The sequence below is a fragment of the Faecalibacterium sp. 3 genome (genome assembly GCF_048323735.1).
Classification (GTDB): domain Bacteria; phylum Bacillota; class Clostridia; order Oscillospirales; family Ruminococcaceae; genus Faecalibacterium; species Faecalibacterium wellingii.
Genome location: NZ_JBLWFN010000001.1, coordinates 2,423,140 through 2,447,759, shown reverse-complemented (window position 1 = coordinate 2,447,759; position 24,620 = coordinate 2,423,140). Strand labels below are relative to the sequence as shown.

The window sequence follows — 24,620 nt, the reverse complement described above, 5'->3', positions numbered from 1 at the left end:
AGGCTTTTTGTGAAAGTCTGCGGCTGTGCCGATTGTTAGATATTCAATTCTTTGTGTTTCCGCACTCCATATCAATTACCACCGAAACGGTGATGTGATTTTCAATGCGTTTATTGCGGAGTTTATCGCCCTCGCCATCGAACACAACATGACGAGAAAACAACGTAAAGCGGATGATTTCCACTAGATTTCTCTTTGTAGCGAAACTATCGCTTCCACGTGCTTCGTCCTTGGAAACAGATCCACAGGCTGCACTTTCTCTGCGTGATACCCATTTTGTTCCAACCATGCGGCGTCCCGGGCGGCGGTGGCAGGGTTGCAGCTGACGTAGACCACCCGGCGGGGGGCCATGCATACCACGGCAGAAAGGGTGGCCTCGTCGCAACCTTTGCGGGGCGGGTCCAGCATCACGACATCCGGGTGCAGGCCCTCGGCGGCCAGCTGTGCGGCCGCCTGCCCGGCATCAGCGCAGAAGAAACGGCTCTTGGCAGAAACCGCTGTACCCATGCGGGCGGCATTGGCCTTGGCACTCTCGATGGCTTCGGGTACGATCTCCACGCCCACCAGCTCACGGCAGTGGTCTGCCATGGAAAGGCCGATGGTGCCCATGCCGCAGTAGAGATCCAGCAAAAGGTCATCCGGTGTCAGCTGGGCGTATTCGGCAGCGATGCCGTAGAGCTGCTCAGCGGCAAGCGTGTTTACCTGATAAAACGAAAGCGGGCCAAGCTGCACCGGGACGCCGCAGAGGGTGTCTTCAATATACCCCTGTCCATACAGGGTGTGAGTCTCGGAACCAAGGATGACATTGGTGTTTTTTGCGTTGACATTCAGCAGGATGGTGACAATGTCCGGAAACGCCTCCTTCAGCCGGGTGCACAGCTCGTCGGCAGAAGGAAGCTTGGCACGAGTGCATACCAGACAAACCATGATCTGTCCGCTGTGTGCACCACGCCTCAGGAAGATATGCCGTACAAGGCCCTTGCCGGTCTCCTCATTGTAGGGGTGGATGCCTTTTTCTGCAAAGAATGCGCACAGTGTGTTGCCGATCTCATTCAGCACGCCGGGCTGCAGACGGCAGTCCGGACAGGGAACGATACGGTGGGTACGCCCGGCATAAAAACCAATGCAGGGGCGGCCGGCTTTGTCTGTTCCGACCGGAAACTGGACTTTGTTGCGGTATCGGTCGATCTCCGGGGAGCCTACGATGGGAAGGACCGGAACATCCAGCCCGCCGATGCGTGCAAAGGCGTCTGCAACATTCTCCTGCTTGGCGCGGAGCTCGGCGCCATAGTCCAGATGCCGCAGGCTGCAGCCGCCGCAGGGACCGGCCACAGCACAGTCCACCGGGATGCGATCCGGCGAGGGCGTGAGCACCTTGTCCAGAATGCCGAAAGCGTAGCGCTTGCAGTCCTTGACGATGCGTACCCGGGCTTCATCGCCGGGCGCTGCACCGGGAATGAACACGGTCTCACCCTCCGGGCTGTGGGCGACACCGCTGCCATCGCTGGACAGGCGCTCCACCTGCAGAGTGAGAACTTGATTTTTCTGTAAGGGCATGAAGGGTCTCCTTTACTGGTGGTCGGTGCCGTCGGCAGGGGCATCTGCCTGTGCCGCAAAATACTTGCTGGGCGGCACGCCCTTGGCACGCTTGAATACCCGCGAAAAATAGAACTGGTCGAAGAAGCCTACCGAAACAGCGACCTCTGCAATGGACAGATTGCCTGCACGCAGCAGCTTGCAGGCTTCGTTGATACGGTACTCGGTAAGGTAATCGATGGGGCTCTTGCCGACATTCAACATGAACACACGATAAAGATGGCTGCGGGATACGCCTACACTTTTTGCCACATCGTCGATGGAGATATCGTGAGAATAATTGAATTGGATATACTTGATTGCATTGAGCACATACTGGCTGGAAGAAGAAGCCGTGTGAGGCTTGCCGACGCTGGTCTCCTTCATCAGGGAAGCAATGAACAGGTACAGATATCCCACCATGGCAGCTTCGTCCTGCGGCTGCAGCCCACGGGAGGAATAAATGTTGGCCAGTGCGGTACGCATTCCCTCCGGATCCTGCGTGTGATGCACAGGCGAGTCATCCGTAAAAGGCAGCTGTGCAGTCAGTTTATGGGCACATGCGCCATTAAAACCGACCCAGCTGTACTCCCACGGCTGCTGCTCATCGGCTGTGTAACGGATGAGCTGGCTGGGCCGTGCAAAGAACAGATCCCCCGGGCTCACTTCCCAGGTGCGGCCACCCACCTCGAATACACCCTTGCCGGAAAGCACCAGATGGATCAGGTAATGATCCCGGATGCCGGGGCCCCAGGTCTGCCCCGGAGCACAGCGTTCGATACCGCAGTTGAAAATGGACAGCTCAATATTGTTGGTATAATTTTGCTTGAAGGATTGCTTGTATACGTCCGCCATAGCCGCGTTTCCTCCACTTTGTCATATTGCAGGCAGCTTTCTGCCCGACGTTGAGATAAGTATACCACACATCTGCCTGCAAGTTCAACAAAAGTACATCTTATTCTTTGAGCTGGACGCCAAAATTCGTGCTTTTTCTGCGATGGAAATTGAAAAAAGGGGCTGGATGCATTACAATAGGCATAACAAACCCGTCTATCTCAAGACAGCATTCTGAGGGAGGGATCGTCATGGCGACCAGCACACAGCTTCGGCAGCGGATCGCGGCAGGGGAGTGGGACCCAAAGCTCCGGGCATTGTACGGAAATACGGAACAGGAGCTTTGCCGCCAGCGTGCAAGGTACTGCGCCGCACTGGAACAGTTTGAGCTGTATTTCGGCCCGGGCAGGCAGGTGCAGGTCTATTCAGCACCGGGCCGTGCAGAGCTGGGCGGCAACCATACCGACCACCAGCACGGTTACGGCCTTGCAGCGGCGGTGACACTGGACCTTGTGGCGGTCGCAGCCCGCAATACGGATGGCTATGTCCGGGTAAAGTCCCGTGGGTTCAACAAATTGGATGTCATTGACCTGACTGTAGCAGGCCCGCAGGAAGGGGAGGGAACCCACTCCGCCAGCCTGATCCGCGGCATTGCGGAGGGGTTCCGGGCCGTTGGAAAAAAGGTGGGCGGCTTTGATGCCTATACTGCCAGCGATGTGCTGCGCGGGTCCGGACTTTCCAGCTCTGCGGCCTTTGAAATGGGAATGGCGGTCATCTGGAACGGGGAGTACGATTGCGGCCTTGCCCCTACGGAGCTGGCGAAGATCTGCCAGTACGCAGAAAACACCTACTTTGGCAAGCCGAGCGGACTTTTGGATCAGCTGACCAGTGCGGTGGGCGGCATCATCTTTGCAGACTTTGCAGATCCGGCATCGCCGCAGATCGAAAAGATCCATACGGACGGCCTGCTGCCGCCGGGCATGAGCCTGTGCGTTACGGATACGCGCGGCAGTCACAGTGAACTGACAAGCGAGTTTGCAGCCATCCGGAAAGAGATGGAGCAGGTGGCCGGGACGTTGGGCAAAAAGGTTCTGGGACAGGTGACGGAAAGCGAATTCTGGGCGGCGCTGCCTGAGCTGCGCAGCAAATGCGGCGACAGGGCTGTGCTGCGAGCCATTCACTATTTTGAAGAAAATACCCGTACGCTTGCACAGCGGGACGCGCTGCAGGCGGGAAAGTTTGCGGCTTTTGCTGCGCTGGTTCTGGAAAGCGGCCGGGCCTCTTTTGCATTGTGTCAGAACGTCTATTGCAGCACGGATGTGCGGCATCAGGGACTCTCCGTGGCGCTGGCGCTGAGCCAGTGCATCCTGCAGGGCAGAGGTGCTTGGCGGATGCAGGGCGGCGGCTTTGCAGGAACCATTCAGGCCTATGTGCCCAGGGAACTGCTGGAACGCTATCACAGTGAGATCGAGCGGGTGTTCGGCGCAGGCAGCTGTTATGTGCTGCGCCTGCGGGAACAAGGTGCTGTGCGGGTAGGTTGAAACAGCAAAAAGAAAAGCATCTGCGGTGTGATATGTACCGCAGATGCTTTTTATACGTAAGAATGTAAACCGGATAAAATCAGCAGCCAGACAGGAAGCCGTTTGTCGGATTCTGTGCCTGCTGTTTCCGCTGCTGCTGATCCGAGAGATACTCCACCATTTCCTTTTCCTCACGGGAGAAATGGAACAGGTTGGAGAGCGTGTCATAAGCACCGACCACAAAATTGAAGCCGGTCTTTACCACATTGAACAGCAGAAGAGGAACAAAGGTGAAGGAGAACGAAATCAACCCGCCGCCAAAGAAGATGTCATCCAGACGCAAATTGCTGAAGAAAAGGTCCAGCGCATCGCCCAACGGCCCGCCGCCGGAAATGGAATACAGCTCCTCTTCCGGGACAGATGCGTAAGAATGAGGCATCTGAAGGTTTTTCATGGATGAAACTCCTTTCCGACAAATAGATCTGCTTCCTCAGGGTCAAACGCAGGGATCAGGCGGCTGCCGTATCAGAAGCCTGTCCGTTGTTGAAAGCAGGCATGGGGTTCACAAGGTCGTTGTAGAGGTTCTTGACCGTACGGATAATGCTTACGACCTGACCGTATGCATAATAACCTGCCAGAGTACCCATACCAAACAGAGCAAGCTTGCTCCAGCCGTTCATCTTATCCCAGGTGTGGTAGAAGGTGCCAGCCGGGGACAGACCATTGTTGGCTCCGCTGACAATAGTATTTTTGAAATAACTGAGGGAATAACTGCCACCCAGAAGGAGCGCATTGACAAGAGCGCTTTGGCAGAAGATGACAAACTGATCGGTATTGAAGGTGATGTCGTAGCCAAACACACTGCCAAGAAGAATCTCCTTGCCGCCGTCCAGATAGGTCATTTCTTCTTCAGAAATAACGGCGTAGGAAGCCGGTAAAAGCATGGTGGTCTGATAGAGATGGTCCATGATGGGAAAACTCCTTTCCATAGTGGAATCTGCATAAAGGCAGATAATATACTACCTGAATTGTAGCATAACTGTGTCAAAATAACAAGAGCAGAGCTGCGTAAAATCATGATACATTTGTGAATAAATTGTTACAAGGAAGCAGCAAAATGACGAATGCCAGTGTAAAACCGTGCGGCGTGACCCAATTCCGGTTCCGAAAAAATGTTCCGGCGCAATAATAAAAAGCATCTGCACGGATCCGTGCAGATGCTTTGAAGAGAATGCAAAATTTTACGCAACCCGCTCATACAGCACGGTCAGACCGGCAATGTGAGCAGAAAGACCTTCCGGCAGGGGAGTGGAGAGCCGCCACTGCCAGTTGGTACCCTGTGTGCTGGGGGTATTGATGCGGGCTTCGCTGCCCAGATGCAGCCAGTCTGCCAGCGGGATGATGGCCATATCCGAAACACTGGCAAGGCAGGCGCAGATCATGGCTTCGGTCAGTTCCTCAGGCTTGCAGCGCAGATAGCGGCAGGCATAGGCAACGTCCTCTGCACTGGCGTTGATGCGCCAGCCTTCCGTCGTCACATTATCGTGCGTGCCGGTGTACACCACGCTGTTGCGGTGGTAGGTGTGGGGCAGATAGTTGCCGGACTCGCGGCTGTCGAAGGCGAACTGCATGATCTTCATGCCCGGGTAGCCGCTGGCAGAAAGCATGGCCTTGACCTCCGGGGTCAGGTAGCCAAGATCCTCGGCAATGATACTGCCCTCGCCCAGCGCTTCGTGCATGGCATGGATGAAGTCCCGGTCGGGACCCTTTTCCCAGTGGCCGTTCGCTGCCGTTTTGTCCCCGGCGGGGATGCAGTAGTAGCTCTCAAAGCCCCGGAAATGGTCGATGCGCACCACGTCGTAAATGGAGGTGGCGTACTTCATGCGCTGCTTCCACCATGCAAAGCCGGTGGCCTTGTGAACGGACCAGTCGTACAACGGGTTGCCCCACAGCTGTCCGTCTGCCGCAAAGGCGTCCGGAGGGCATCCGGCCACCTGCGTCAGGTGCATGGTGCCGTCGGTCTGGAACAGCTCCGGGTGGGTCCACAGGTCGCTGGAATCCGGGCTGACATAGATGGGGATATCGCCCACCAGCCGGATGCCCTTCGCGTTTGCGTAGGCCTTGAGGGCACTCCACTGGGTGTAGAAGAAGAACTGCACAGCCTTGTAGTAGTCGATACTCCCGGCAAGCTCTGCCTTGGCTGCGGCAATGGCTTCCGGCTCACGGCAGCGCAGCGCGTTCGGCCAGTCGGCAAGGCCCGCCTGCCCCTGCGCGGCCTTCACCGCCATGAACAGGGCATAATCCTCCAGCCAGAAGCTGTGTTCGCGGCAGAAGGCTTCATAAGCGGGGGAAGGGGAGGCCAGCAGACGATCCGCTGCTTTTTTCAGGACAACGGGCCGCTCGTTGTAGAGCGCACCGTAATCGATGGGTCCAACGGGCCTTTCCGCAGGAATCTCGTCAGCGGTCAGCCAGCCGTCAGAAGCCAGCAGGCGGTAATCAATGAAATAAGGGTTGCCGGCAAAGGCAGAAAAGCTCTGGTAGGGGCTATCGCCGTAGCCGGTGGGGCCGATGGGCAGGATCTGCCAGAAGGCCTGCTTCGCCTCGGCCAGAAAATCCACGAATGCAAAGGACTCTTTTCCCAGCGTACCGATGCCAAAGGGGCCCGGCAGGCTGAAAACAGGCATCAAAATGCCGCTTGCACGCATTGTGCGCACCTCCTTAGCCCTTCACGGCACCTGCCACAACGCCTTCGATGATGTACTTCTGGCAGGTCATGTACAGGATGATGATGGGGATGATGGCAATGATGATGCAGGCCATCATGGGAGCCAGCTCCACACGGCCGTAACCGCCGCGGAAATACTGGATGGCCATGGGGATGGTACGATACTTCTTGATGTCCAGCACCAGCGTGGGCAGCAGGTAGTCGTTCCACACCCACATGGTCTCCAGGATGGCGGTGGAGATCATGGTGGGCTTGAGGATGGGGAATACGACCTTAAAGAAGATCTGGATGGGGTTGCAGCCGTCGATCATGGCAGCTTCCTCGATCTCCATGGGCACGCTCTTCATGAAGCCGGTAAACATGAACACGGCCAGACCTGCGCCGAAGCCCAGATAGATGATGCAGATGTTCCAGGGGGTGTTCAGCTTGAGCTGGTCAGCAGTCTTGGACAGGGTGAACATGACCATCTGGAAGGGAACGACCATGGAGAACACGATCAGCAGGTTCATGAACTTGCTCAGCTTGTTGTTCACGCGGGTGAGGTACCAGCCGGTCATGGAGCAGCACAGCAGGATCAGCGCCACACTGGTAACGGTGATGACAAGGCTGTAGCCAAGGCTGGAAAGGAAACCCATTTTGGTGACGCCGTAAACGTAGTTGCTCAGACCCGCAAAGGTCTCTGCGGTAGGCAGCTTGAACACGGTGGAGGTGGTAAAGCTGCCCTCGACCTTCAAACTGTTCAGCAGGATCAGCACGATGGGGTAGATCCACAGCAGACTCAGCAGAGACATGATGACGGTGAGAACGTTATCCCACATTTTTTTCTGTTTAGGCATTACTGCTGCACCTCCTTGGAACGGGTAAAGTGGAGCTGGATCAGAGAAATGACCACAACGATCAGGAAGAACACCACAGCCTTTGCCTGACCGATGCCCTTCCACTGGGCACCGGAACGGCCATAGAAGGTGTTGTAGATGTTCAGGGCCAGCATTTCACTGGCGTTGGCGGGTTCGCCTGCGGTCAGGGCAACGTTCTGGTCGAACAGCTTGAAGCTGTTGGTCAGGGTCAGGAAGGTGCAGATGGTCACGCTGGGCATAACCATGGGAATTTTGATCTTGAACAGGATCTCGCGGTCATTGGCACCGTCGATCTTGGCGGCTTCGATCAGGTCGCCGGGCACGCTCTGCAGGCCGGCAACGTAAATGATCATCATGTAGCCGATCTGCTGCCAGCACATCAGGATGACCAGACCGACGAAACCGGCCTTGGCATCCAGCGCCAGCAGAGGTTTCTGCAGGTTGGCCAGCACACCGTTGAGCAGGATCTGCCAGATGTAGCCCAGCAGGATGCCGCCGATCAGGTTGGGCATGAAGTAGACGGTACGGAAGATGTTGGTGCCGCGGATGCCGCGGGTGAGCGCCAGCGCAATGGCAAAGGCGCAGACGTTGATGAGCACGGTGGAAACCACAGTGAACGCTGCGGTAAAGCCGAACGCGTGCAGAAAGGTGGCATCCTGAAATACGCTGAGATAGTTCTGAATGCCCACAAAGGTGGTCTTGCTCACAGTGGTGAACCGCTGGAACGAAAGGTAAATACCCCAGATAAAGGGCCAGATAAAGCCGATGATGAATGCGATGAGGGTAGGCAGCACGAACACCGGCCAGTATTTGCTGATGGCTTTTTGCATGATGTACCTCCTATATGCGGAGTGGTTAACAAAAAAGGGGAGGCGGGGCGAACTTCTTCGCCCGCCTCCCTGTTCAGTTCTTTTTTATAGACCGATCAGGAGCTTAGCCGTTTGCCAGCTTGTATTCCTTAGCCCAGCCATCGACGAAGGCGGTCACAACGCCGTCCCAGTCGCCGGTGCCTGCTGCGTAAGCGGTCAGAGCGCTGCCCACGCCGTTCTTCCACTCCTCGGAAGGCATGGTGGAGAAGCACCAGTCCACACTGGTCTTGCCCTCGGCAACGTAATCGTTTGCAATGGCGATCAGAGGGTTGGTGGAGTCCTTAGCCTTCTTGAAGGGGATCACGAAGCCCATCTTGTCAGCCATCGCGCTGGTGCCGGCCTCAGAGGTGACACACCAGTACAGGAAGTCCAGAGTAGCCTGAATGTCGGCATCAGAAGAGTTGTTGTTCACGCACCAGAAGTTCTCGGAACCGGTGCACAGGCCCTGATTCTCCTCGCCATCCACGCCGATGTAGATGGGCAGCATACCCAGGTTGTCGTCGCCCAGATCCTTCACGTCATTGTAAGCCCAAGTGCCGTTCTGGTAGAACACAGCCTTCTTGCCCACAAACTCAGCCACAGCGTCATCGCCAGTTTTGGAAGCCAGCAGGGTGGGATCACAGGTGGAATCGGTGATGTACAGATCCCAGATCTGCTTGTAGTTGTCCAGATAAGTGCCCTTGATGGCGTCGGTGGAGCCGATGCCGTCTGCCTTGTACTCGTAATAGATGGGCAGGTTTGCCAGATGGGTCTTGAAGCGCCAGTCAGAAGAACCGTCCATGCCAGCGGAGGTGAAAGCACCGTCCACGCCCAGCTCAGCCTTGCGTGCCTGAATATCGTCAGCGACCTTCTTCAGATCAGCAAAGCCCTTGATATCGTCCTGCGTGTAGCCGGCGGCGCTCAGCAGTTCCTTGTTGTAAATGATGCCATAGGTCTCGATGACATATGCGATGCTGGTAACAGCGTCGCCATCCTTCAGTGCGAAAGAGTCGCTGGTCAGCTCGCCGTACAGCTGGCTGCCGGACAGATCATAGCAGTAATCCTTCCAGTTTGCCAGACCAACAGGGCCGTTCACCTGGAACAGGGTGGGAGCCTCGCTCTTCTCCATCTCGCTCATCAGGGTGGTCTCGTACTGGCCGGAAGCGGCGGTGACAACGGTCACAGGCACGCCGGTCTCCTTGGTGTACTCAGCGGCCAGATCCTGCCAATCCTGATCCTGCTCGGGCTTGAAGTTCAGGTAGTAGACCTTGCCGTCAGCCTTTGCAGCGGTGCTGGAAGCAGCGGCAGAACCGGCAGCAGAGGAAGCAGTGCTGTTGGAAGAGCCGCCGCAGGCAGCCAGACCCAGAGCAGCGGCAGAAACGCCAGCGGCCTTCAGGAAGTTACGACGAGTGATCATTTTCTTCATAATAAGTTCTCCTTCTTATTAAAAATAAACTATTTTAAAATCTCCGTCCCCTGACGGAGGGAGTACAAAGTTTAGATGGCCCTCACGCTCTCACCCTGCTGCAGCTCCGGCTGCAAGGTGATGGTCTGGGCCGGTGCACCGTGCTCGATCTGCCGCACCAGCAGCTCAATGCTCTGCAGCGAGATCTGTTCGCTGGGCTGCACGATGGTGGTCAGCACGGGCACGCAGTAACGGGACATCGTGATGCCGTCAAAGCCGATCACCGAGACATCCTCCGGCACCCGCAGCCCGGCGCTTACCAGCGCACGGATGGCACCTAAAGCGATCACATCGCTCATGGCGAACAGGGCGGTAAAGTCGGCCCGGTGGGCCAGCAGGCTGTTCACAGCGTGATAGGCAGACTCAAAATCGTAGTTGGACAGGCCGTACAGCTTGTCGCTGAACAGGATGCCTGCGTCCCGCATCGCCTGCTGTGCACCTTCGCGGCGCATCACGCTGGGATAGCTGGTGACCGGACCGCCCAGCACTGCGATCTTGCGGTGTCCCTGCTGGATGAGGTAGTCCACAGCAGCGTAGGCTGCGGCGCGGTCATCCACGCCCACCATGGAAAGATTGGGAAAGTCCAGCTCGTCGGAGACCAGTGTGGTCAGCACCGAGGGGACTGTGATGTTGGCAAAGCCTTTTTTGAAGTTGGCTACGCTGCCGCCCAGAAAGATCATGCCTTTGGGCTTGATCTCCCGCAGGATCTTTTCGGCGGCATCGATCTCGTTGGCGTTTTCATCCAGATAGGAAACGATGCCATTGTAGCCATACAGGGTAGCGGCCCGCTGCAGCTGGACTAAGAAGTCCGAGAAGAAGAGATTGCGGGTACCCTTGACCACGAACACCAGACTGCGGGACTGCTGGATCTTCAACTGTCGTGCATTGGTGTTGGGCACGAACCCGGCCTCCCGCATTACCGTAAGCACATGTTCCTTGGTCTCGGGCCGGACGTCGGGCCGGTCGTTGATGACACGAGAAATGGTGCTCACCGAGCAGCCGCTGATCCGGGCAATGTCCTTGATGGTCAGATTCGGCATTTTGTCGGAGTACCTCACTTTCGGTAATATATTCGGGAACGTTGTCGGGAACGTTTTCAGTGACTATATTATGGCATAATCTGTATAAAAAATCAATAACCCCAAAGTGTTTTCGTGAAAATTGCATAGCATATGGAGCGGCTTTTGTGCAGATTGAATTGCGTGCAAATCAAAACATGCCAATAGTTCCGCAAATTCCCGGTACAAGTCAGGAACAACCGGTAAAACCGTACCGATTTGTAACTTTTCGACATAGAGCAGTGGTTTTATAAAAGGGGGAAAGGAAATAAAAAACAATGCCCGGCAGATAACACAGCCTGCCGGGCATTGCATGGTTTTGAAATGCTTTATCCGCTTTTTCAAAAATACGGGTGCTGATAGGGTTCGGGTTCCGGGCCGCAGTACAGGCCAAATGCATCGCAGATCCAGTAGCTGCCGTCCTCCATGGGCACGCGGCACCACTGGTGAGTGTACTGGTTTTCGTTCACATGCTCATAGGGGATGCCCAGAATGTCCAGACAAAGAGCGGTGGCCCGGGCACATCCGGCACAGGATGCTGTGCGCAGTACAAAATAACCGTAGGGGTCGTTGTAGTGGTTGGCTTCCATGGAGTAAGCCATGGAACCATCATCCACCACCGCACGCAGGGCAGAGGCAATGCCGTAAAGCTGGTCTTCCCGGCTCATGAGCGCCAGCGGTGTGACCACCTTCAGCGCTTCCTGATATGCCTGCGCAAACTCCTCGTCAGTGCATTTGCGCTTGAGGGACTTGTAGTGGGTCAGCTTGTTGATGGCCACCGGCGACCAGACGGAAGAAAACTGCGCTTCGGTCAAAGAAAGCTCGTCATCACCGGCAATGCCGTCCGCAGAAGGCTTGCGGCCTTCGTCAATGCCGTGATCCAGATAATGACGCAGCAGCGCGCCTTCGTCATTGCCGCATACGGCCGCAACATCCGGATACTGTGCAGCGTAGTATGCTGCATCAAAGGTAGAAAGCGCAGCAGCGGAAAGACCGGTCTGTGCGGTCAGCAGCACACCGGCCGTCAGCGCCGCAAGTCTAAGATACCGTTTTTTCATGACAGAAAACCTCCTCAAAAAATAATAAAACAATCCCTGAACTCAGTATAGCACGTCCGGGCCGGAAGGAAAAGAGAAAAAAGCGCTCCCACCTTGTCATCGGTGAGAGCGCTTTGCTGATTGCTGATTATTTTGATTGGATTGATTCTTTAAAGATTAGTCGCTGACGTAGGGCATCAGAGCAACGTGACGAGCACGCTTGATGGCGATGGTCAGTGCGCGCTGATGATAAGCGCAGGTGCCGGTCACACGGCGGGGAATGATCTTTGCACGCTCAGAGACGTACTTACGCAGACGGGGCACGTCCTTGTAATCGATGGTGTCGATGCGATCGACACAGAAGCTGCAAACCTTCTTGCGGCCGCGACGCATGGGGCGTGCGGGGCGAGAGCCTTCGGTTCTTTCAAAAGCCATTGCTTATTACCTCCTATTGAATTTTTAACGGATTGACCGTTTCGTGTCAGAACGGCAGGTCATCGCTGTCATCAATCACAGCGAAATCGTCTGCATTGCCGGCAGAGTAGCTGGGAGCTGCCTCCACAGCGGCCGGGCGGGCAGGCGCTGCGTTCTGGTAGGCGGGAGCAGAATTATTCTGATAATTTGCTCCGCCGCCTGCATTGCTGTTTTTGGAGCCTGCGAAGTTGATGTTGTTGGCTACCACTTCCACAGCGGTACGGTTGTTGCCGTTCTTATCCTGATACTGGCGGGTCTGAAGACTGCCTTCAATGGCGATCAGACTGCCTTTCTGGAAATACTTGCAAACAAAATCGGCCTGCTGGCGCCATGCAACGATATCAATGAAATCGGCCTGACGCTGCTCGCCCTGACGCGCAAAATTGCGGTCACAGGCAATGCGGAAACTGCACACATTGGTACCCTGCTGGGTGGTGCGCAGTTCAGGATCCGCCACAAGACGGCCCATGATGGCAACAACATTCAACATACTACGGTCTCCCTTTCTGTCACGGAAGGATTACTCCTCGTGAGCAATGATCAGGCTGCGCATAACGCCTTCAGTGATCTTGTACACACGGTCCAGCTCAGCGGGGAAGCTGGGCTCGCTGGTGAAGTCGATCACGGTGTAGACGCCTTCCTCCTCGTCGTTGATGGGATAGGCCAGACGGCGCTTACCCCACTCGTCGATGGAATCGATCGTACCGTTAGCCTCGATCAGGGACTTAAACTTACCAACCAGAGCGGCGGTAGCCTCCTCGTCGAGAGCGGCGCTGGTAATCAGCATGGTTTCGTACTTTGCCATTTTGTAGCACCTCCTTTTGGACTTAAGGGTCCTGCAATCACAGGACCAAGGGTACACACAAAACGCGGCGTCGCGCCTTGTGTGCGGCGTGTCTGTTCAGACAGCAATTCATTATAGCAAGCTGTAAAGGATCTGTCAAGTGTTTTCTGAAAAAAGATACAACAAAAAATGTTTTGATTTTTTGTTGAAAGAGGACTATAATATAGTCGCTTTCAGAGGATGAACGGAAGGGCAGCCGGGGATCGGCCGTCTCTCTGCTCTCTGTTATCCGTCTTCGAAAGAAATGTATATATGGTTTTGGGAATTTTATAGTAAAGGAAGGATTCTTTGTGTATTTGGTTTTCCGTGATCTGGCAATTATCATCCTCAGCGCAAAGTTCTTTGGCCTTGTGGCCCGCAAGTGCAAGGCACCGCAGGTGGTGGGCGAGATCATTGCCGGCCTGCTCATCGGTCCGTGCATCCTGAACCTCGTGCAGACCAGTGATGCCATCTCCACCTTTGCGGAGATCGGCGTGGTCATGCTGATGTTCACCACGGGCCTTGGCACCAATCTGAAGGAACTTATCAAGGCTGGACCCATCGCCACCTTGGTCGCCTGCGTGGGCGTAGCCGTTCCGCTGGTGGGCGGCACCCTGCTGTACAGTGCGTTCTACGGCTTCTCTGCCGTGGGCAGCCCTGAGTTCTACCGTGCTCTGTTCATCGGCACCATCATGACCGCCACCAGCGTGTCCATTACGGTGGCGACCCTGCAGGAGCTGGGCCACCTGAAGAGCTTTCTCGGCACTACCATCGTCAGTGCCGCCGTCATTGATGATGTCATCGGCATCGTAGTCCTCACCTGCGTGCTGGGCGCAAGCTCCGGCACCGGCACAGGTCTGGGCAAGGTGCTCATCAATACGGTGCTGTTCTTTGCCACTGCCGTGGGCGTGGGCGTTGTGGCTCACTTTGCTATGACATGGCTGGACAAGCGCAATCCCCACACCCAGCGCATCACCATCGTGAGCATGGCGTTCTGCTTTGCCATGGCCTACATTGCCGAGGAATACTTCGGCATTGCAGATATCACCGGTGCCTATATCGCCGGTATCGTTCTGTGCACCATGGACGATGCCCCCTACGTGGAGCGCCGCGTGGACATCAGCAATTATATCATTTTTGCACCCATCTTCTTTGCATCCATCGGCTTGAAGACCGACATCAGCGGCCTGACGCCGGAAATCTTCCTGTTCTGTGTCTGCTTCGTCATTGTGGCACTTATCACCAAGATCATCGGCTGCGGTTTGGCCGCAAAGCTCTGCCGCTTTAACTGGGGCGACTCCCTCAAGATCGGCGTTGGCATGATGACCCGCGGCGAGGTGGCACTGATCGTGGCCCAGAAGGGCCTGGATGTCGGCGTGGTGGACTCGGTCTACTTTACCGCTGTGATCCTGCTGATCGTGGTGTCCAGTGTGGCAACGCCGCTGGTGCTCAAGGCACTCTTTACCAAAATGCCGCCGCAGCTGCACCCCAGTCAGGCGGAATAAAGAATGAGGCTGCTACGCAAATGATGTGGCTTACGCCATGATGTCTGCTGCGCAGATGATGTGCACCGCACAGCGGTGCAATGAAAACACCCCGGAAGCTTTCGCATTCCGGGGTGTTTTTTTGCTGTCGTATCGTCCTTCATGCGCCGCAGCGCGCATCATTTTTGCGAAGCAAAATATCATTTGAAGAACATCATTTGCGCAGCAACCTCATTTATTTACAGTGTCTTGCAGAACTCCTTCAGGTACTCGCGGAAGGCTTCGCCGATCTCCGGATGCTGCAGGGCCAGCTCCACCTGAGCCTCTACCACCTTGAGCTTGTTGCCCATGTCGTAGTGCTTTCCGGTGAACTCTACGGCCGTCATTCCGCCGCAGGTGCGGGCATACTCGGCCATGGCATCGGTCAGCTGGATCTCACCGCCGGCACCGGGCTTGGTGTGGGCGAGGATCTCGTAGATCTGCGGAGTCAGCAGCACACGGCCCAGAATGGAGTAGTTGCTGAACTCCTGCCCTTTCTTGGGCTTCTCGATCATGTCATCCACAAAGAAGTAGTTGTCGTGGATGGGGGTGGTCTTCAGACTGCAGTACCGGCTCACATCCTCCCAGGGCACAGCGGAAACACCCGCGACCGGACGGCCGAACTCCTCGTAGGCGCGGATCAGCTGAGCGCAGACCGGGTCTTCGCCCCAGATCACGTCATCGCCGTAGATGACAACGAAGGGATCGTCACCGGTGAAGGCCTTGGCGGTGTTCACGGCATGGCCCAGACCCAGCGTCTGCTTCTGGCGCACAAAGAAGATGTTTGCCATGTTGGCGATGCCAAGGCACTCTTCCAGAGCCTTTTCCTTGCCGGGCTTTGCCAGCTTTTCTTCCAGCTCAGGGCTGCGGTCAAAGTGATCCTCAATGATGCTCTGGTTGCGGCCCAGAATGATGAGGATATCGGTGATACCGGAACGCACCGCCTCTTCCACCAGATACTGGATGGCGGGCTTGTCCACAATGGGCAGCATACCCTTGGGCATGGCCTTGGTAGCGGGCAGCACGCGGGTGCCAAGACCGGCGGCAGGAATGACAGCTTTTGTGACTTTCTTCATCATGATCCATATTCTCCTATTACTATTTTGAAATCCGCAATGCCAGCCTTTGCAGGCGGCATTGCAGATCAGAGCATCCCGACCAAAGCGTCCAGATTCGGGCCCATGAGCATGGTGGCACAGGCACCCAGAACCATCAGCAGCACAAAGGCACCGATCACACTGGCGATGCTCACGCCGCCCTGTGCAGACAGGACCGCACGGCGCTGAGCAGCGTCCGGGAACTCGGCACGGATGCGCCGGATGCGTTCGGCTGCACTTTTGCGATACAGCCATTTGGCGTACAGGGTGCGCAGCATCACCAGCGCAAAACTGAGCACCGTCATAATGCGGGACAGCACAACGATGACCGTGCTGCTGATGCCGGCGGTCAGCGGACTGCCGGTGGCCTGCATCATGCTCAGCAGGGTGGGCAGGGCCAGCACCAGCTCTGCAGCCAGAAAACCGAAGGCAGGCTTCCACGCCTTGCGATAGAAGAAATAGAACGGACCGAACACCAGCGCAGAGAGGCACATGGAGATCTTGGTGTGCTGCAGCTGCATCCGGCTGTAGTCGTTCAGATAGACAGGCGCGGCCTTGCCGATGTAATCGTTCCAGTCGCTGTAGGGGATCCCGTCGATCAGCTCTTCCTTGCCAAAGGCCGCCTGTACATTGCGGCGGGTGGGTTCTTCCACGGTCTGCTGGTACTGGCGGTAAAGATCATCATAGTCAAATCGGTTCTGGTCTGCGCCGGAAGCAGTCTGGGCGGAAGGATCCGGGCACTGATCCTCCGGCGGCATGACGGCACCGCAGCAGCGGCATACCGTCTCGGAACGCAGGGTGCGCTCACCGCAGCTGGGGCAGGTGCGCAGTTCTTCATCCTTGTACGGAAACCTCCATTCATAGCCTGCGCCGTGGGCGGGGGTATGGATGCAGCGGCCCAGCTTCTCGTAACACTCGCGGTGATAGGGTGCGCCGCAGTCCGGGCAGACCACGATATCATCGGTCAGCGCCAGCGGTCTGCCGCAGCCTTCGCAGGGACAGCCATAATATTTTGGCATGATTTCCTCCTGTTATATGATTCATACTGGTATTATACTCCCCTGAGAACGAAAAGAAAAGGCAAAAATCTTCAAAATTCCAGCAGGATAATCCATTTACCTCTTTACTTTAACACAGATTCTCGGTATACTAGTGAAGTATCTGTGTATAAACTGTGTCTTTTGAGAATAAAAGACTTTACCTTATTATCATTTCGAGAGGAACTGAAAGAATGATCACGATTGACGAACTGAAGGTGCAGCTTGCCGATTATGGCAAGGCGGTCAAGGACCTGGAAGAGGCTCTGGCCATCGATGCCTCCCGCAAGCGCGTGCAGGAGCTGGAGCACACCATGTCCCGCCCCGGCTTTTACGATGATGCAGACCTGAGCAAAAAGGTGTTTGACGAGGTGGGCGACCTGAAGGGCAAGCTGAGCCGTTTTGAAAAGCTGCAGGGCCTGTACGATGACGCCGAGACCATGCTGGAAATGCTGGATGAAGAATATGACCCTGCCATGATCCCCGAAGCAGAGGAGTCTGTGAACGCTGTGGGCAAGGCGGTGGACGAGCTGCAGCTCATGACGATGCTGAACGGTGAGTACGACCACAGCAACGCCATCCTCACCTTCCACGCCGGTACCGGCGGCACCGAGGCACAGGACTGGGCCGAAATGCTGTACCGCATGTACAATAAGTGGGCTTCCAACCACGGCATGACCGTGGAGGTTCTGGATTATCAGGACGGTGATGAAGCCGGCATGAAGAGCGCCTCCATGATGGTGAAGGGTGCCAACGCCTACGGTCTGCTCAAGAGTGAGAACGGCGTGCATCGTCTGGTGCGTGTGTCGCCCTTTGACGCTAACGCCCGCCGTCAGACCAGCTTTGCTTCGCTGGAAGTGATGCCCGAGCTGGACAACACCATTCAGGTGGATATCCGCCCCGAGGATATTGAGATGCAGGTGTACCGTTCCTCCGGTGCCGGCGGCCAGCACATCAACAAGACCTCTTCCGCTGTCCGTCTGATCCACAAGCCCACCGGCGTCGTGGTCAGCTGCCAGACCCAGCGCAGCCAGTTCCAGAACCGTGACTACGCAATGGAAATGCTGAAGGCAAAGCTGTATCAGATCGCAAAGCAGCAGCATATGGATAAGATCGACGACATCAAGGGCGTGCAGAACGAGATCGCATGGGGTCACCAGATCCGCAGCTATGTGTTCATGCCCTACACCATGGTCAAGGATCACCGCACCAACTACGAGACCGGCAATGTGGACGCCGTGATGGACGGTGATCTGGACGGTTTCATCTTCGCATACCTCAAGGCTGCAAGCCGCGGGGAACTGCAGGATACCTGATCTTGAACGTATAAAATGCAAAGGCCGTGCTTCCTTTTGTGGAGGCACGGCCTTTTTTGTGTTCTTATGCCAGATCGGGCAGAATGGTGTCCCAGAGGTTTTCCTCCTGCCGCAGGGCGTTGAAGCAGCAGTCCAGATACATTTTGTTTGCCGCTGCAAGGATCGTGCTGCGCAGAAGCAGCTTTTCATCTGCGGCATCCACGGCAAGGTCGCGGATCTCTCTGGTGCAGCCGAATACGAACGGCAGGCAGTTCTCCATCTCGTCGCAGAAGTAGTCGTAAGCTGCCCCGGCAGAACAGTGCGCCCGCTGCATTTTGAACAGGGCATCGATGTTTTCCATCGAAAGGACGGTCTTGGAGACTGCAATGTACATCAGGGATGCGATCTGATCGCGGGCATATTTCTTGCGCACCGGGTGGGACAGAATGCCCTTTTTGACGTAGTTGCTGACCATGGAAGAGGTGAGCTCCACGCCGCAGAAGGTGCGGAAATAGCTGTTGACGTACTGCACGGTCTGGTCAAGGTAAAGCCCCATCTGCGGGAGATCGGCGTACCGGGGCAGGGCAAACCCGGCGGCGCAGGCCGCAACGCGGCATTTGGTTTCAGTTTTCATATCGTAAGCAGTTCTCTAAGGTTGGCGCAGCTGGGCTGCGCGGGATACAGAAAATGGTTTTATGGCGGTATTATAGCGCAAATCTGTACTTTGGTCAACGGATTTTTAAAACTTTTGAAAGAATGCATAAAATCACTTGACAGGTTTTTGAAAAACTGCTATGATGTCTGCAGTGAACCGAAAAAACCATGCAGGCGGAAGTGCGTGTAAGGCACGGAAAATACAAAAATGACCTGCTATCACAAAATAGATTTGGAGCGTGCATTTTATGAAAACCAAGATCGTTGTGGATTCTTCGTCCAGCCTGTATGCCCTGCCGGGCGTGGATTTTGCCTGTGTGCCGTTGAAGATCGTCACGGATGAACAGGAATATCTGGATGACGGCACTCTGGATGCTGTGGGCATGGCCCGGTCTCTGCGTACTTACAAGGGCAAGACCAGCACCTCCTGCCCCAATGTGGCAGACTGGCTGGCTGCTTATGAGGGCGCAGAGCAGATTTTTGTTGCCACCATCACGGGCACACTGTCCGGCAGCTACAATGCTGCACTGCTGGCAGCGGAAGAATACAAGGAAACACACCCGGAGGCCCGTATTTTTGTGCTGGACAGCCTGTCTGCCGGGCCGGAGCTGCGTCTGCTGGCAGAGCGTCTGCGGGACCTCGTCCGGATCGGGATGGAGTTTGACGAGATCTGTGAGGCAATCCTGGCTTACCACAAGCACACGCATCTGGTGTTTTCGCTGGAATCGCTGGCAAATCTGGCCCGCAACGGCCGTGTAAAGCCCGCCGTTGCCGCCGTGGCACGGATGCTGGGCATCCGGGTCATTGGTCAGGCCAGCGAGAGCGGCGAGCTGGAGGTGTTGTGCAAGACCCGCGGTGAGCACGGCGCACTGGAGCGCATCGTGCTGGAATTGAAGGATCACGGCTTTACCGATGGCAAAGTGCACATTGCCCACTGTGATAACCCGGAAGCTGCCAAGCGCCTGAAGCTGATGATCCATGCGGTGTTTGCAGGCGCACAGGTGGATGTCACCGAGTGCGGCGGCCTGTGCAGCTACTACGCTGAGCAGGGCGGCCTGATGGTGGGCTTTGAGGACGGCGAAGCCGAAGCATAAAGCGGCTTTCAATGGCTCCGCATTTGCGCGGGAACTGCAATAGCTGTCTCTTTGACGAAAAAATCATTTCTTTGATTGCCGACCGGAAAAATCTGCGGATTTTTCCGGTCGGCTTTTTGCGGGGCGCATCAGGAAACAACGCAAATCTTGAAAAAGCTGCAAAACCGCGCTATACTTACACATATTATAATAAAGGAGGAGAGCAGGCCGATGTTTTTTCGTTCGCCGATCGTGCGCTTTTTCAACCGCATCCTGAACCGCGTCACCATCACGGTGGTGCTGGTAGCGCTGCAGCTGCTGTGGCTGTGCTGGGTGTTCTATTCCATTACCACCGGTACAGGCCGTGTATGGGTGAACGGTCTGCTCAACGCCCTGAGCCTGCTCATTATCCTGTACCTTGTGCGCAAGGACGAGAACAGCGCCTATAAGGTGGGCTGGATCGCATTGATCGGCATTCTGCCGCTGCTGGGCGGTGCACTGTATCTGGCCTTTGGCAACAAACGCCCGAGCAAGCGCCTGAGCCTGAAAATGCATGCTGTGGACAGCGCACATAAAAAAGACCTGCAGCAGCAGCCGGGCGTACTGGACAGTCTGGATGCCGGCGGGCAGGGCCAGAGCCGTTATGTGGCAAAGTATGGCCCCTATCCGGCATGGCAGAACACCCGTGCGCAGTATTTTGCCAGCGGCGAAGCGATGTATCCGCGGCTGCTGGCCGATCTGGAAAAGGCCCAAAAGAGCATCTTTCTGGAATTTTTCATTGTGAGCCATGGCTGCATGTGGAATGGCGTCGAGAAGATCCTGCGCCGCAAGGCGGCACAGGGCGTGGATGTGCGTCTGATCTACGATGATTTTGGCAGTCTGCTGGGTCTGCCTGCCGATTTTATCGTGCGGATGGAGCGGGCGCATATCCGCTGCATCCCGTTCAACCCGGTGGTGCCCCTGATCTCGCTGGTGATGAACCACCGCGACCACCGCAAGATCGTAGTCATTGACGGTACGGTGGCCTACACCGGCGGCGTGAATCTGGCAGATGAGTATATCAACGCAGAGCAGCGCTTCGGCTACTGGAAGGATGCAGCCCTGCGTGTGGAAGGCGACGCCGCGTGGAACTTTACGGTGATGTTCCTCAACTTCTGGAATGCCTTTCGCCCCAGCGAGACGGATTATGATGCGTTTCGCCCCATGCCGCTGGTGTCGTCGGCATCGGACGGCGTGGTGCAGCCCTATGCAGACAGTCCGCTGGACGAGGAGCCCATGGCAGAAACCGTTTATCTGAATATCCTTGCGCAGGCAAAACAGTATGTCTACATCTATACACCCTACCTTGCGATCGGCGAGGAAATGCTGGATGCGCTGAAAAACGCTGCCAAGCGCGGGGTGGATGTCCGTCTGGTGCTGCCGGGCATCCCGGACAAGAAGCTGGTATTCCGGTTGAGCCGGTCGTACTATCTGCCGCTTTTGCGGGCGGGTGTACGCATTTACGAGTTCACCCCCGGCTTCCTGCACGCCAAGTGCTGGGTGAGCGATGACAGCACCGCTGTGGTGGGCAGCATCAACATGGATTACCGCAGCCTGTTCCTGCACTTCGAGTGCGGCGTGCTGCTGCAGAACAACAGTCAGGTGACCGTCCTGCGGGATGACGTGCGGGATACACTGCTCAAATGCCGGGAGGTACAGGTATCGGACTGCCATACCGGTCTGCTGGGCACTGTGCTGGACAGCGTGCTGCGGCTGCTGAGCCCTTTAATGTAAAAGAAACGACAGACCGCGGTAGACGCGAAATAAAACCGCTGCTTTCCGGGCAAACTAGCCCAAAAGCCCCTTTACGATGGGGCAGGAAAGGGAGCGTTTCGATGATAACGAAAAAGATATCCTGCACGGTTTTGGGCTGCACGCTGGCGGCGGCGCTGACACTCACCGCCTGCGGCGGGAGCGGCTCCGGTTCTTCCGGAAGCATGAGCACAGGCATGGGCGGCAGCTCGTCCCAGACCACGCAGAATGCCGCATGGCGCACCGGCCTTGGCATCTTGACGGAAGCGGACGGAGAGGAGCGTGCCGGGAAGATCAACACGATTGCTGCCGCCGTTTTGCTGGATGCTGAGGGGAAAGTGGCCGATGTGATGCTGGATGAGGTGGAACTTTCTGTAACGGGGGACGGTACCGGCAAGGTGACGATACCCGGCGAAACTCTTACCAAGCGCCAGAAAGGGGAGGACTACCCGCTGGCTGCGGTGTCCTCGCTGAAAAAAGGCTGGACAGAACAGGCAGATGCCTTTGGCGATTTTCTCACAGGTAAGACGCCGGACGAGGTGAAAAAGCTTGCCACCGACGATGACGGCAAGCCCAAGGATGCCGACCTGCTTTCCGGCTGTACCATTGCAGTGGACGGCTATCGGGATGCAGTGGTGCGCGCCTGCGAGAACGCAAAGGCGGTTGGCTCGGCCCGCGGCGACCGTGCTGTGCTGGGCGTGTCGGTGCGCAATGACACCAAAGATCTGACCGCCGCCGACGACCACGATGTGACTGCGCAGGTGGATATTACGGTGACAGCTCTGACGCTGGATGCCGACGACCGCGTGACCGGTGCCATCGCTGACGTGACGGAGCCTGCCCTGACGGTGAGCGCGGACGGCACCGTGTCGGCACCGGAGCTGGTGAAAACCAAGCTGGAGCAGGGCGATCAGTACGGGATGCGCGGTGCGTCCGCTCTGGACAAAGAATGGTATGAGCACAGCGAGGGCTGGTGCGACTACCTCAAGGGCCGGACCCGCGCAGAGGTGGCGTCCATCCCGGATGACGGCTCGGATGCCGACCTTGCGGCTGTATGCACCATTTCAGTAACAGAGCTGCAAAGGGCGGCACTGGCAGCGTTCGCAGAAGAATAAGCAATCGGAAAGGGGAAAGACACTGCGTCTTTCCTCTTTTATTTGTGCAATTCAACAAGAGACGAAACGAAAAGAAAAAAATAAAGGGCAATATGCACTAACTTTTATATTTCCTCTTGCCAAATGCCTTCAAACGCGCTATTCTATAGTCACAGTTTAACACTTTAGCATGATAAAATGCTAAACCGAGAGGGAACATCTTTTGGGAAATAACGAGGGAGGAAACCTGTTATGAAACGTTTAGTCTCCGCTTTTCTGGCCGGTGCCATGGCACTGAGCCTTGCCGCCTGCGGCGGTGCCGCATCCACTTCCACCGTGGCATCTTCTGCCGCGTCCGGCAGCGCAGCCGCTTCTGCTGCCGAAACCGCTGCCAGTGATCTGGATTACATCAAGGAAAAGGGCAAGATGGTCATTGGCTACACCGTCTACGAACCCATGAACTACACCGATGCAGACGGCAACTTCACCGGCTTTGACACCGAGCTGGCAACGGCTGTGTGCGAAAAGCTGGGGGTCGAGCCGGAGTTCGTGGAGATCAACTGGGACACCAAGGTGGTTGAGCTGGACGCCAAGAGCATCGACTGCATCTGGAACGGCATGACCCTGACCGATGATATCATGGCCAACACCGCCACCACCAAGGCCTACGCCAAGAACGCACAGGTCGTGGTCGTGAAGGACGGCACCGACTACAGCTCCACTGCAGATCTGGTGGGCAAGACGGTAGTGGCTGAAGCTGGCTCTGCCGGTGAGGCTGCCATCGAAGGTGACGAGAATCTGGCACAGGCCGATTACGTCTCCAAGAGCGTGCAGACCGACTGCCTGATGGAAGTTGCCGCAGGCACTGCAGATGCTGCTGTTCTGGATCTGACTCTGGCCAACGCCATGATCGGTGAGGGCACCGACTATGCAAGCCTGAAGATCGTGGACGAGCTGAATGCTGAGGAGTACGGCGTGGCCTTCCGCAAGGGCAGCGATGCCGCCGCCGCTGTGGATACCGTCTTTGACGAGCTGAAGGCTGACGGCACCATGCAGGCTCTGGCCGACAAGTACGATCTGGCTCTGGCCGATTAAGCATTTACATTTAAAATGAACGGAGCGCCCCCTGAGCGGGGCGTTCCCTTTGTTAAAAACGGATTGATGGGTGTGTTCTTGTGTCTGTGATTCTGAGTCGCCTTTCCGGCGCGTTTCTGCTCAACTGTGAACTGTTTGCATTGACCCTGCTGTTTGCGCTGCCGCTGGGTCTGGTGGTCGCTTTCGGCTCCATGAGCCGGTGCAAGCCGCTTTCCGGCGCGGTGAAAACTTTCGTGTGGGTCATCCGCGGTACGCCGCTGATGCTGCAGATCATCGTGATCTACCTTGGCCCCGGCCTGCTGGGCATGAATAATCCGTGGCCCTCCGGCTCCGGCGGACGCATGGTGGCGGCGGTGGTGGCCTTTGCCATCAACTATGCCTGCTACTTCTCCGAGATCTACCGCGGCGGCATCGAGGCTGTCCCCAAGGGCCAGACCGAGGCCGGTCAGGTGCTGGGCATGACCAAGACCCAGATCTTTTTCAAGGTGACGCTGCTGCAGGTGGTCAAGCGCATTCTGGCCCCCATGGGCAACGAGGTCATCACCCTCGTCAAGGATACCTCGCTGGCCAACACCATCGCCAACAAGGAGATCATCATGATGGCCAAGGAATACAGTGCAAAGGGCCTGATTTGGCCGCTGTTCTCCACCGCCATCTTCTTCCTGGTGTTCGTGGGCGCGCTGACTTTGCTGTTTGGCTGGGCTGAAAAGAAACTGGATTATTTCCGCTGATGAAAGGAAGGAAA

General features: G+C 56.3%; 25 protein-coding genes. 8 read left to right on the top strand and 17 right to left on the bottom strand.

Annotated features, from left to right (window positions below; all coding sequences use genetic code 11):
- Nucleotides 1-43 precede the first annotated feature (43 nt).
- The 3 genes from ACNSPV_RS11580 to ACNSPV_RS11570 are packed head-to-tail and all read right to left on the bottom strand — an operon-like array spanning nt 44 to nt 2,430.
- On the bottom strand, nt 44-184 hold the full coding sequence (locus tag ACNSPV_RS11580; protein WP_166444378.1) for a hypothetical protein: 141 nt from the start codon (nt 182-184) through the stop codon (nt 44-46).
- A complete protein-coding gene (rlmD, locus tag ACNSPV_RS11575) occupies nt 184-1,557 on the bottom strand; it encodes a 23S rRNA (uracil(1939)-C(5))-methyltransferase RlmD (protein ID WP_348583310.1) in 1,374 nt (457 codons plus the stop codon). Before rlmD ends, ACNSPV_RS11580 begins: the two co-directional genes overlap by 1 nt.
- 12 nt (nt 1,558-1,569) lie before the next feature.
- Nucleotides 1,570-2,430, bottom strand: a complete 861-nt coding sequence (locus tag ACNSPV_RS11570; protein WP_249236835.1) for an AraC family transcriptional regulator — start codon at nt 2,428-2,430, stop codon at nt 1,570-1,572.
- Between the two features lie 230 nt (nt 2,431-2,660).
- Between ACNSPV_RS11570 and ACNSPV_RS11565 the strand changes: the two genes are divergently transcribed.
- Nucleotides 2,661-3,950: a galactokinase gene (locus ACNSPV_RS11565; protein ID WP_348583311.1), complete on the top strand. Its 1,290-nt coding sequence runs from the start codon at nt 2,661-2,663 to the stop codon at nt 3,948-3,950.
- 79 nt (nt 3,951-4,029) lie between these two features.
- Here ACNSPV_RS11565 and ACNSPV_RS11560 read toward each other — a convergent pair whose 3' ends face one another.
- From ACNSPV_RS11560 to rpsF, 11 genes are all read right to left on the bottom strand, one after another.
- Nucleotides 4,030-4,383: a hypothetical protein gene (locus ACNSPV_RS11560; protein ID WP_348583312.1), complete on the bottom strand. Its 354-nt coding sequence runs from the start codon at nt 4,381-4,383 to the stop codon at nt 4,030-4,032.
- A gap of 55 nt (nt 4,384-4,438) precedes the next feature.
- Nucleotides 4,439-4,897 carry a hypothetical protein gene (locus tag ACNSPV_RS11555; protein WP_348583313.1) on the bottom strand — a complete coding sequence of 153 codons (459 nt, stop codon included), beginning with the start codon at nt 4,895-4,897 and terminating at the stop codon, nt 4,439-4,441.
- 273 nt (nt 4,898-5,170) lie between these two features.
- On the bottom strand, nt 5,171-6,634 hold the full coding sequence (gene malQ, locus ACNSPV_RS11550) for a 4-alpha-glucanotransferase (protein WP_348583315.1): 1,464 nt from the start codon (nt 6,632-6,634) through the stop codon (nt 5,171-5,173).
- A 13-nt stretch (nt 6,635-6,647) separates the two neighbouring features.
- On the bottom strand, nt 6,648-7,490 hold the full coding sequence (locus tag ACNSPV_RS11545; RefSeq protein ID WP_348583317.1) for a carbohydrate ABC transporter permease: 843 nt from the start codon (nt 7,488-7,490) through the stop codon (nt 6,648-6,650).
- Nucleotides 7,490-8,341 (bottom strand): sugar ABC transporter permease, encoded by an 852-nt coding sequence (locus ACNSPV_RS11540; RefSeq protein WP_348583320.1) that lies wholly within the window; start codon nt 8,339-8,341, stop codon nt 7,490-7,492. Before ACNSPV_RS11540 ends, ACNSPV_RS11545 begins: the two co-directional genes overlap by 1 nt.
- Nucleotides 8,342-8,444: 103 nt before the next feature.
- Nucleotides 8,445-9,785, bottom strand: a complete 1,341-nt coding sequence (locus ACNSPV_RS11535) for an ABC transporter substrate-binding protein (protein ID WP_418268280.1) — start codon at nt 9,783-9,785, stop codon at nt 8,445-8,447.
- 71 nt (nt 9,786-9,856) lie between these two features.
- On the bottom strand, nt 9,857-10,864 hold the full coding sequence (locus tag ACNSPV_RS11530; RefSeq protein ID WP_339395823.1) for a LacI family DNA-binding transcriptional regulator: 1,008 nt from the start codon (nt 10,862-10,864) through the stop codon (nt 9,857-9,859).
- Nucleotides 10,865-11,223: 359 nt separating this feature from the next.
- Nucleotides 11,224-11,940, bottom strand: a complete 717-nt coding sequence (locus tag ACNSPV_RS11525; RefSeq protein WP_348583321.1) for a hypothetical protein — start codon at nt 11,938-11,940, stop codon at nt 11,224-11,226.
- A 156-nt stretch (nt 11,941-12,096) separates the two neighbouring features.
- Nucleotides 12,097-12,354 (bottom strand): 30S ribosomal protein S18, encoded by a 258-nt coding sequence (rpsR, locus tag ACNSPV_RS11520; protein WP_015538096.1) that lies wholly within the window; start codon nt 12,352-12,354, stop codon nt 12,097-12,099.
- Nucleotides 12,355-12,400: 46 nt separating this feature from the next.
- Complete coding sequence (locus ACNSPV_RS11515) at nt 12,401-12,883, bottom strand: single-stranded DNA-binding protein (protein WP_348583323.1); 483 nt, start codon at nt 12,881-12,883, stop codon at nt 12,401-12,403.
- A 30-nt stretch (nt 12,884-12,913) separates the two neighbouring features.
- Nucleotides 12,914-13,198 carry a 30S ribosomal protein S6 gene (rpsF, locus tag ACNSPV_RS11510; protein ID WP_005938979.1) on the bottom strand — a complete coding sequence of 95 codons (285 nt, stop codon included), beginning with the start codon at nt 13,196-13,198 and terminating at the stop codon, nt 12,914-12,916.
- A 329-nt stretch (nt 13,199-13,527) separates the two neighbouring features.
- Here rpsF and ACNSPV_RS11505 point away from each other — a divergent pair, with 329 nt between their 5' ends.
- Complete coding sequence (locus tag ACNSPV_RS11505; protein ID WP_249236820.1) at nt 13,528-14,721, top strand: cation:proton antiporter; 1,194 nt, start codon at nt 13,528-13,530, stop codon at nt 14,719-14,721.
- 218 nt (nt 14,722-14,939) lie between these two features.
- Here the strand turns inward: ACNSPV_RS11505 and ACNSPV_RS11500 are convergent, their stop codons facing one another.
- Nucleotides 14,940-15,815, bottom strand: a complete 876-nt coding sequence (locus ACNSPV_RS11500; protein ID WP_249238714.1) for a UTP--glucose-1-phosphate uridylyltransferase — start codon at nt 15,813-15,815, stop codon at nt 14,940-14,942.
- A gap of 68 nt (nt 15,816-15,883) precedes the next feature.
- Nucleotides 15,884-16,855: an RING finger protein gene (locus ACNSPV_RS11495; RefSeq protein WP_348583326.1), complete on the bottom strand. Its 972-nt coding sequence runs from the start codon at nt 16,853-16,855 to the stop codon at nt 15,884-15,886.
- 212 nt (nt 16,856-17,067) lie between these two features.
- On the opposite strand from ACNSPV_RS11495, the gene prfB reads away from it, so the two are divergent.
- Nucleotides 17,068-18,189, top strand: a complete 1,122-nt coding sequence (prfB, locus tag ACNSPV_RS11490; RefSeq protein ID WP_097775423.1) for a peptide chain release factor 2 — start codon at nt 17,068-17,070, stop codon at nt 18,187-18,189.
- 64 nt (nt 18,190-18,253) lie between these two features.
- Here prfB and ACNSPV_RS11485 read toward each other — a convergent pair whose 3' ends face one another.
- Nucleotides 18,254-18,802 (bottom strand): DUF1836 domain-containing protein, encoded by a 549-nt coding sequence (locus tag ACNSPV_RS11485; protein WP_005938962.1) that lies wholly within the window; start codon nt 18,800-18,802, stop codon nt 18,254-18,256.
- A 268-nt stretch (nt 18,803-19,070) separates the two neighbouring features.
- Between ACNSPV_RS11485 and ACNSPV_RS11480 the strand changes: the two genes are divergently transcribed.
- The 5 genes from ACNSPV_RS11480 (at nt 19,071) to ACNSPV_RS11460 (ending at nt 24,606) form a co-directional block, all read left to right on the top strand.
- On the top strand, nt 19,071-19,916 hold the full coding sequence (locus tag ACNSPV_RS11480; protein ID WP_249236816.1) for a DegV family protein: 846 nt from the start codon (nt 19,071-19,073) through the stop codon (nt 19,914-19,916).
- Between the two features lie 210 nt (nt 19,917-20,126).
- Nucleotides 20,127-21,668 carry a cardiolipin synthase gene (gene cls / locus ACNSPV_RS11475; protein ID WP_348583328.1) on the top strand — a complete coding sequence of 514 codons (1,542 nt, stop codon included), beginning with the start codon at nt 20,127-20,129 and terminating at the stop codon, nt 21,666-21,668.
- A 101-nt stretch (nt 21,669-21,769) separates the two neighbouring features.
- Nucleotides 21,770-22,801 carry a hypothetical protein gene (locus ACNSPV_RS11470; RefSeq protein WP_348583329.1) on the top strand — a complete coding sequence of 344 codons (1,032 nt, stop codon included), beginning with the start codon at nt 21,770-21,772 and terminating at the stop codon, nt 22,799-22,801.
- A 231-nt stretch (nt 22,802-23,032) separates the two neighbouring features.
- Complete coding sequence (locus ACNSPV_RS11465; RefSeq protein WP_348583331.1) at nt 23,033-23,875, top strand: transporter substrate-binding domain-containing protein; 843 nt, start codon at nt 23,033-23,035, stop codon at nt 23,873-23,875.
- Nucleotides 23,876-23,961: 86 nt separating this feature from the next.
- Complete coding sequence (locus ACNSPV_RS11460; protein ID WP_005938622.1) at nt 23,962-24,606, top strand: amino acid ABC transporter permease; 645 nt, start codon at nt 23,962-23,964, stop codon at nt 24,604-24,606.
- Nucleotides 24,607-24,620 lie beyond the last annotated feature (14 nt).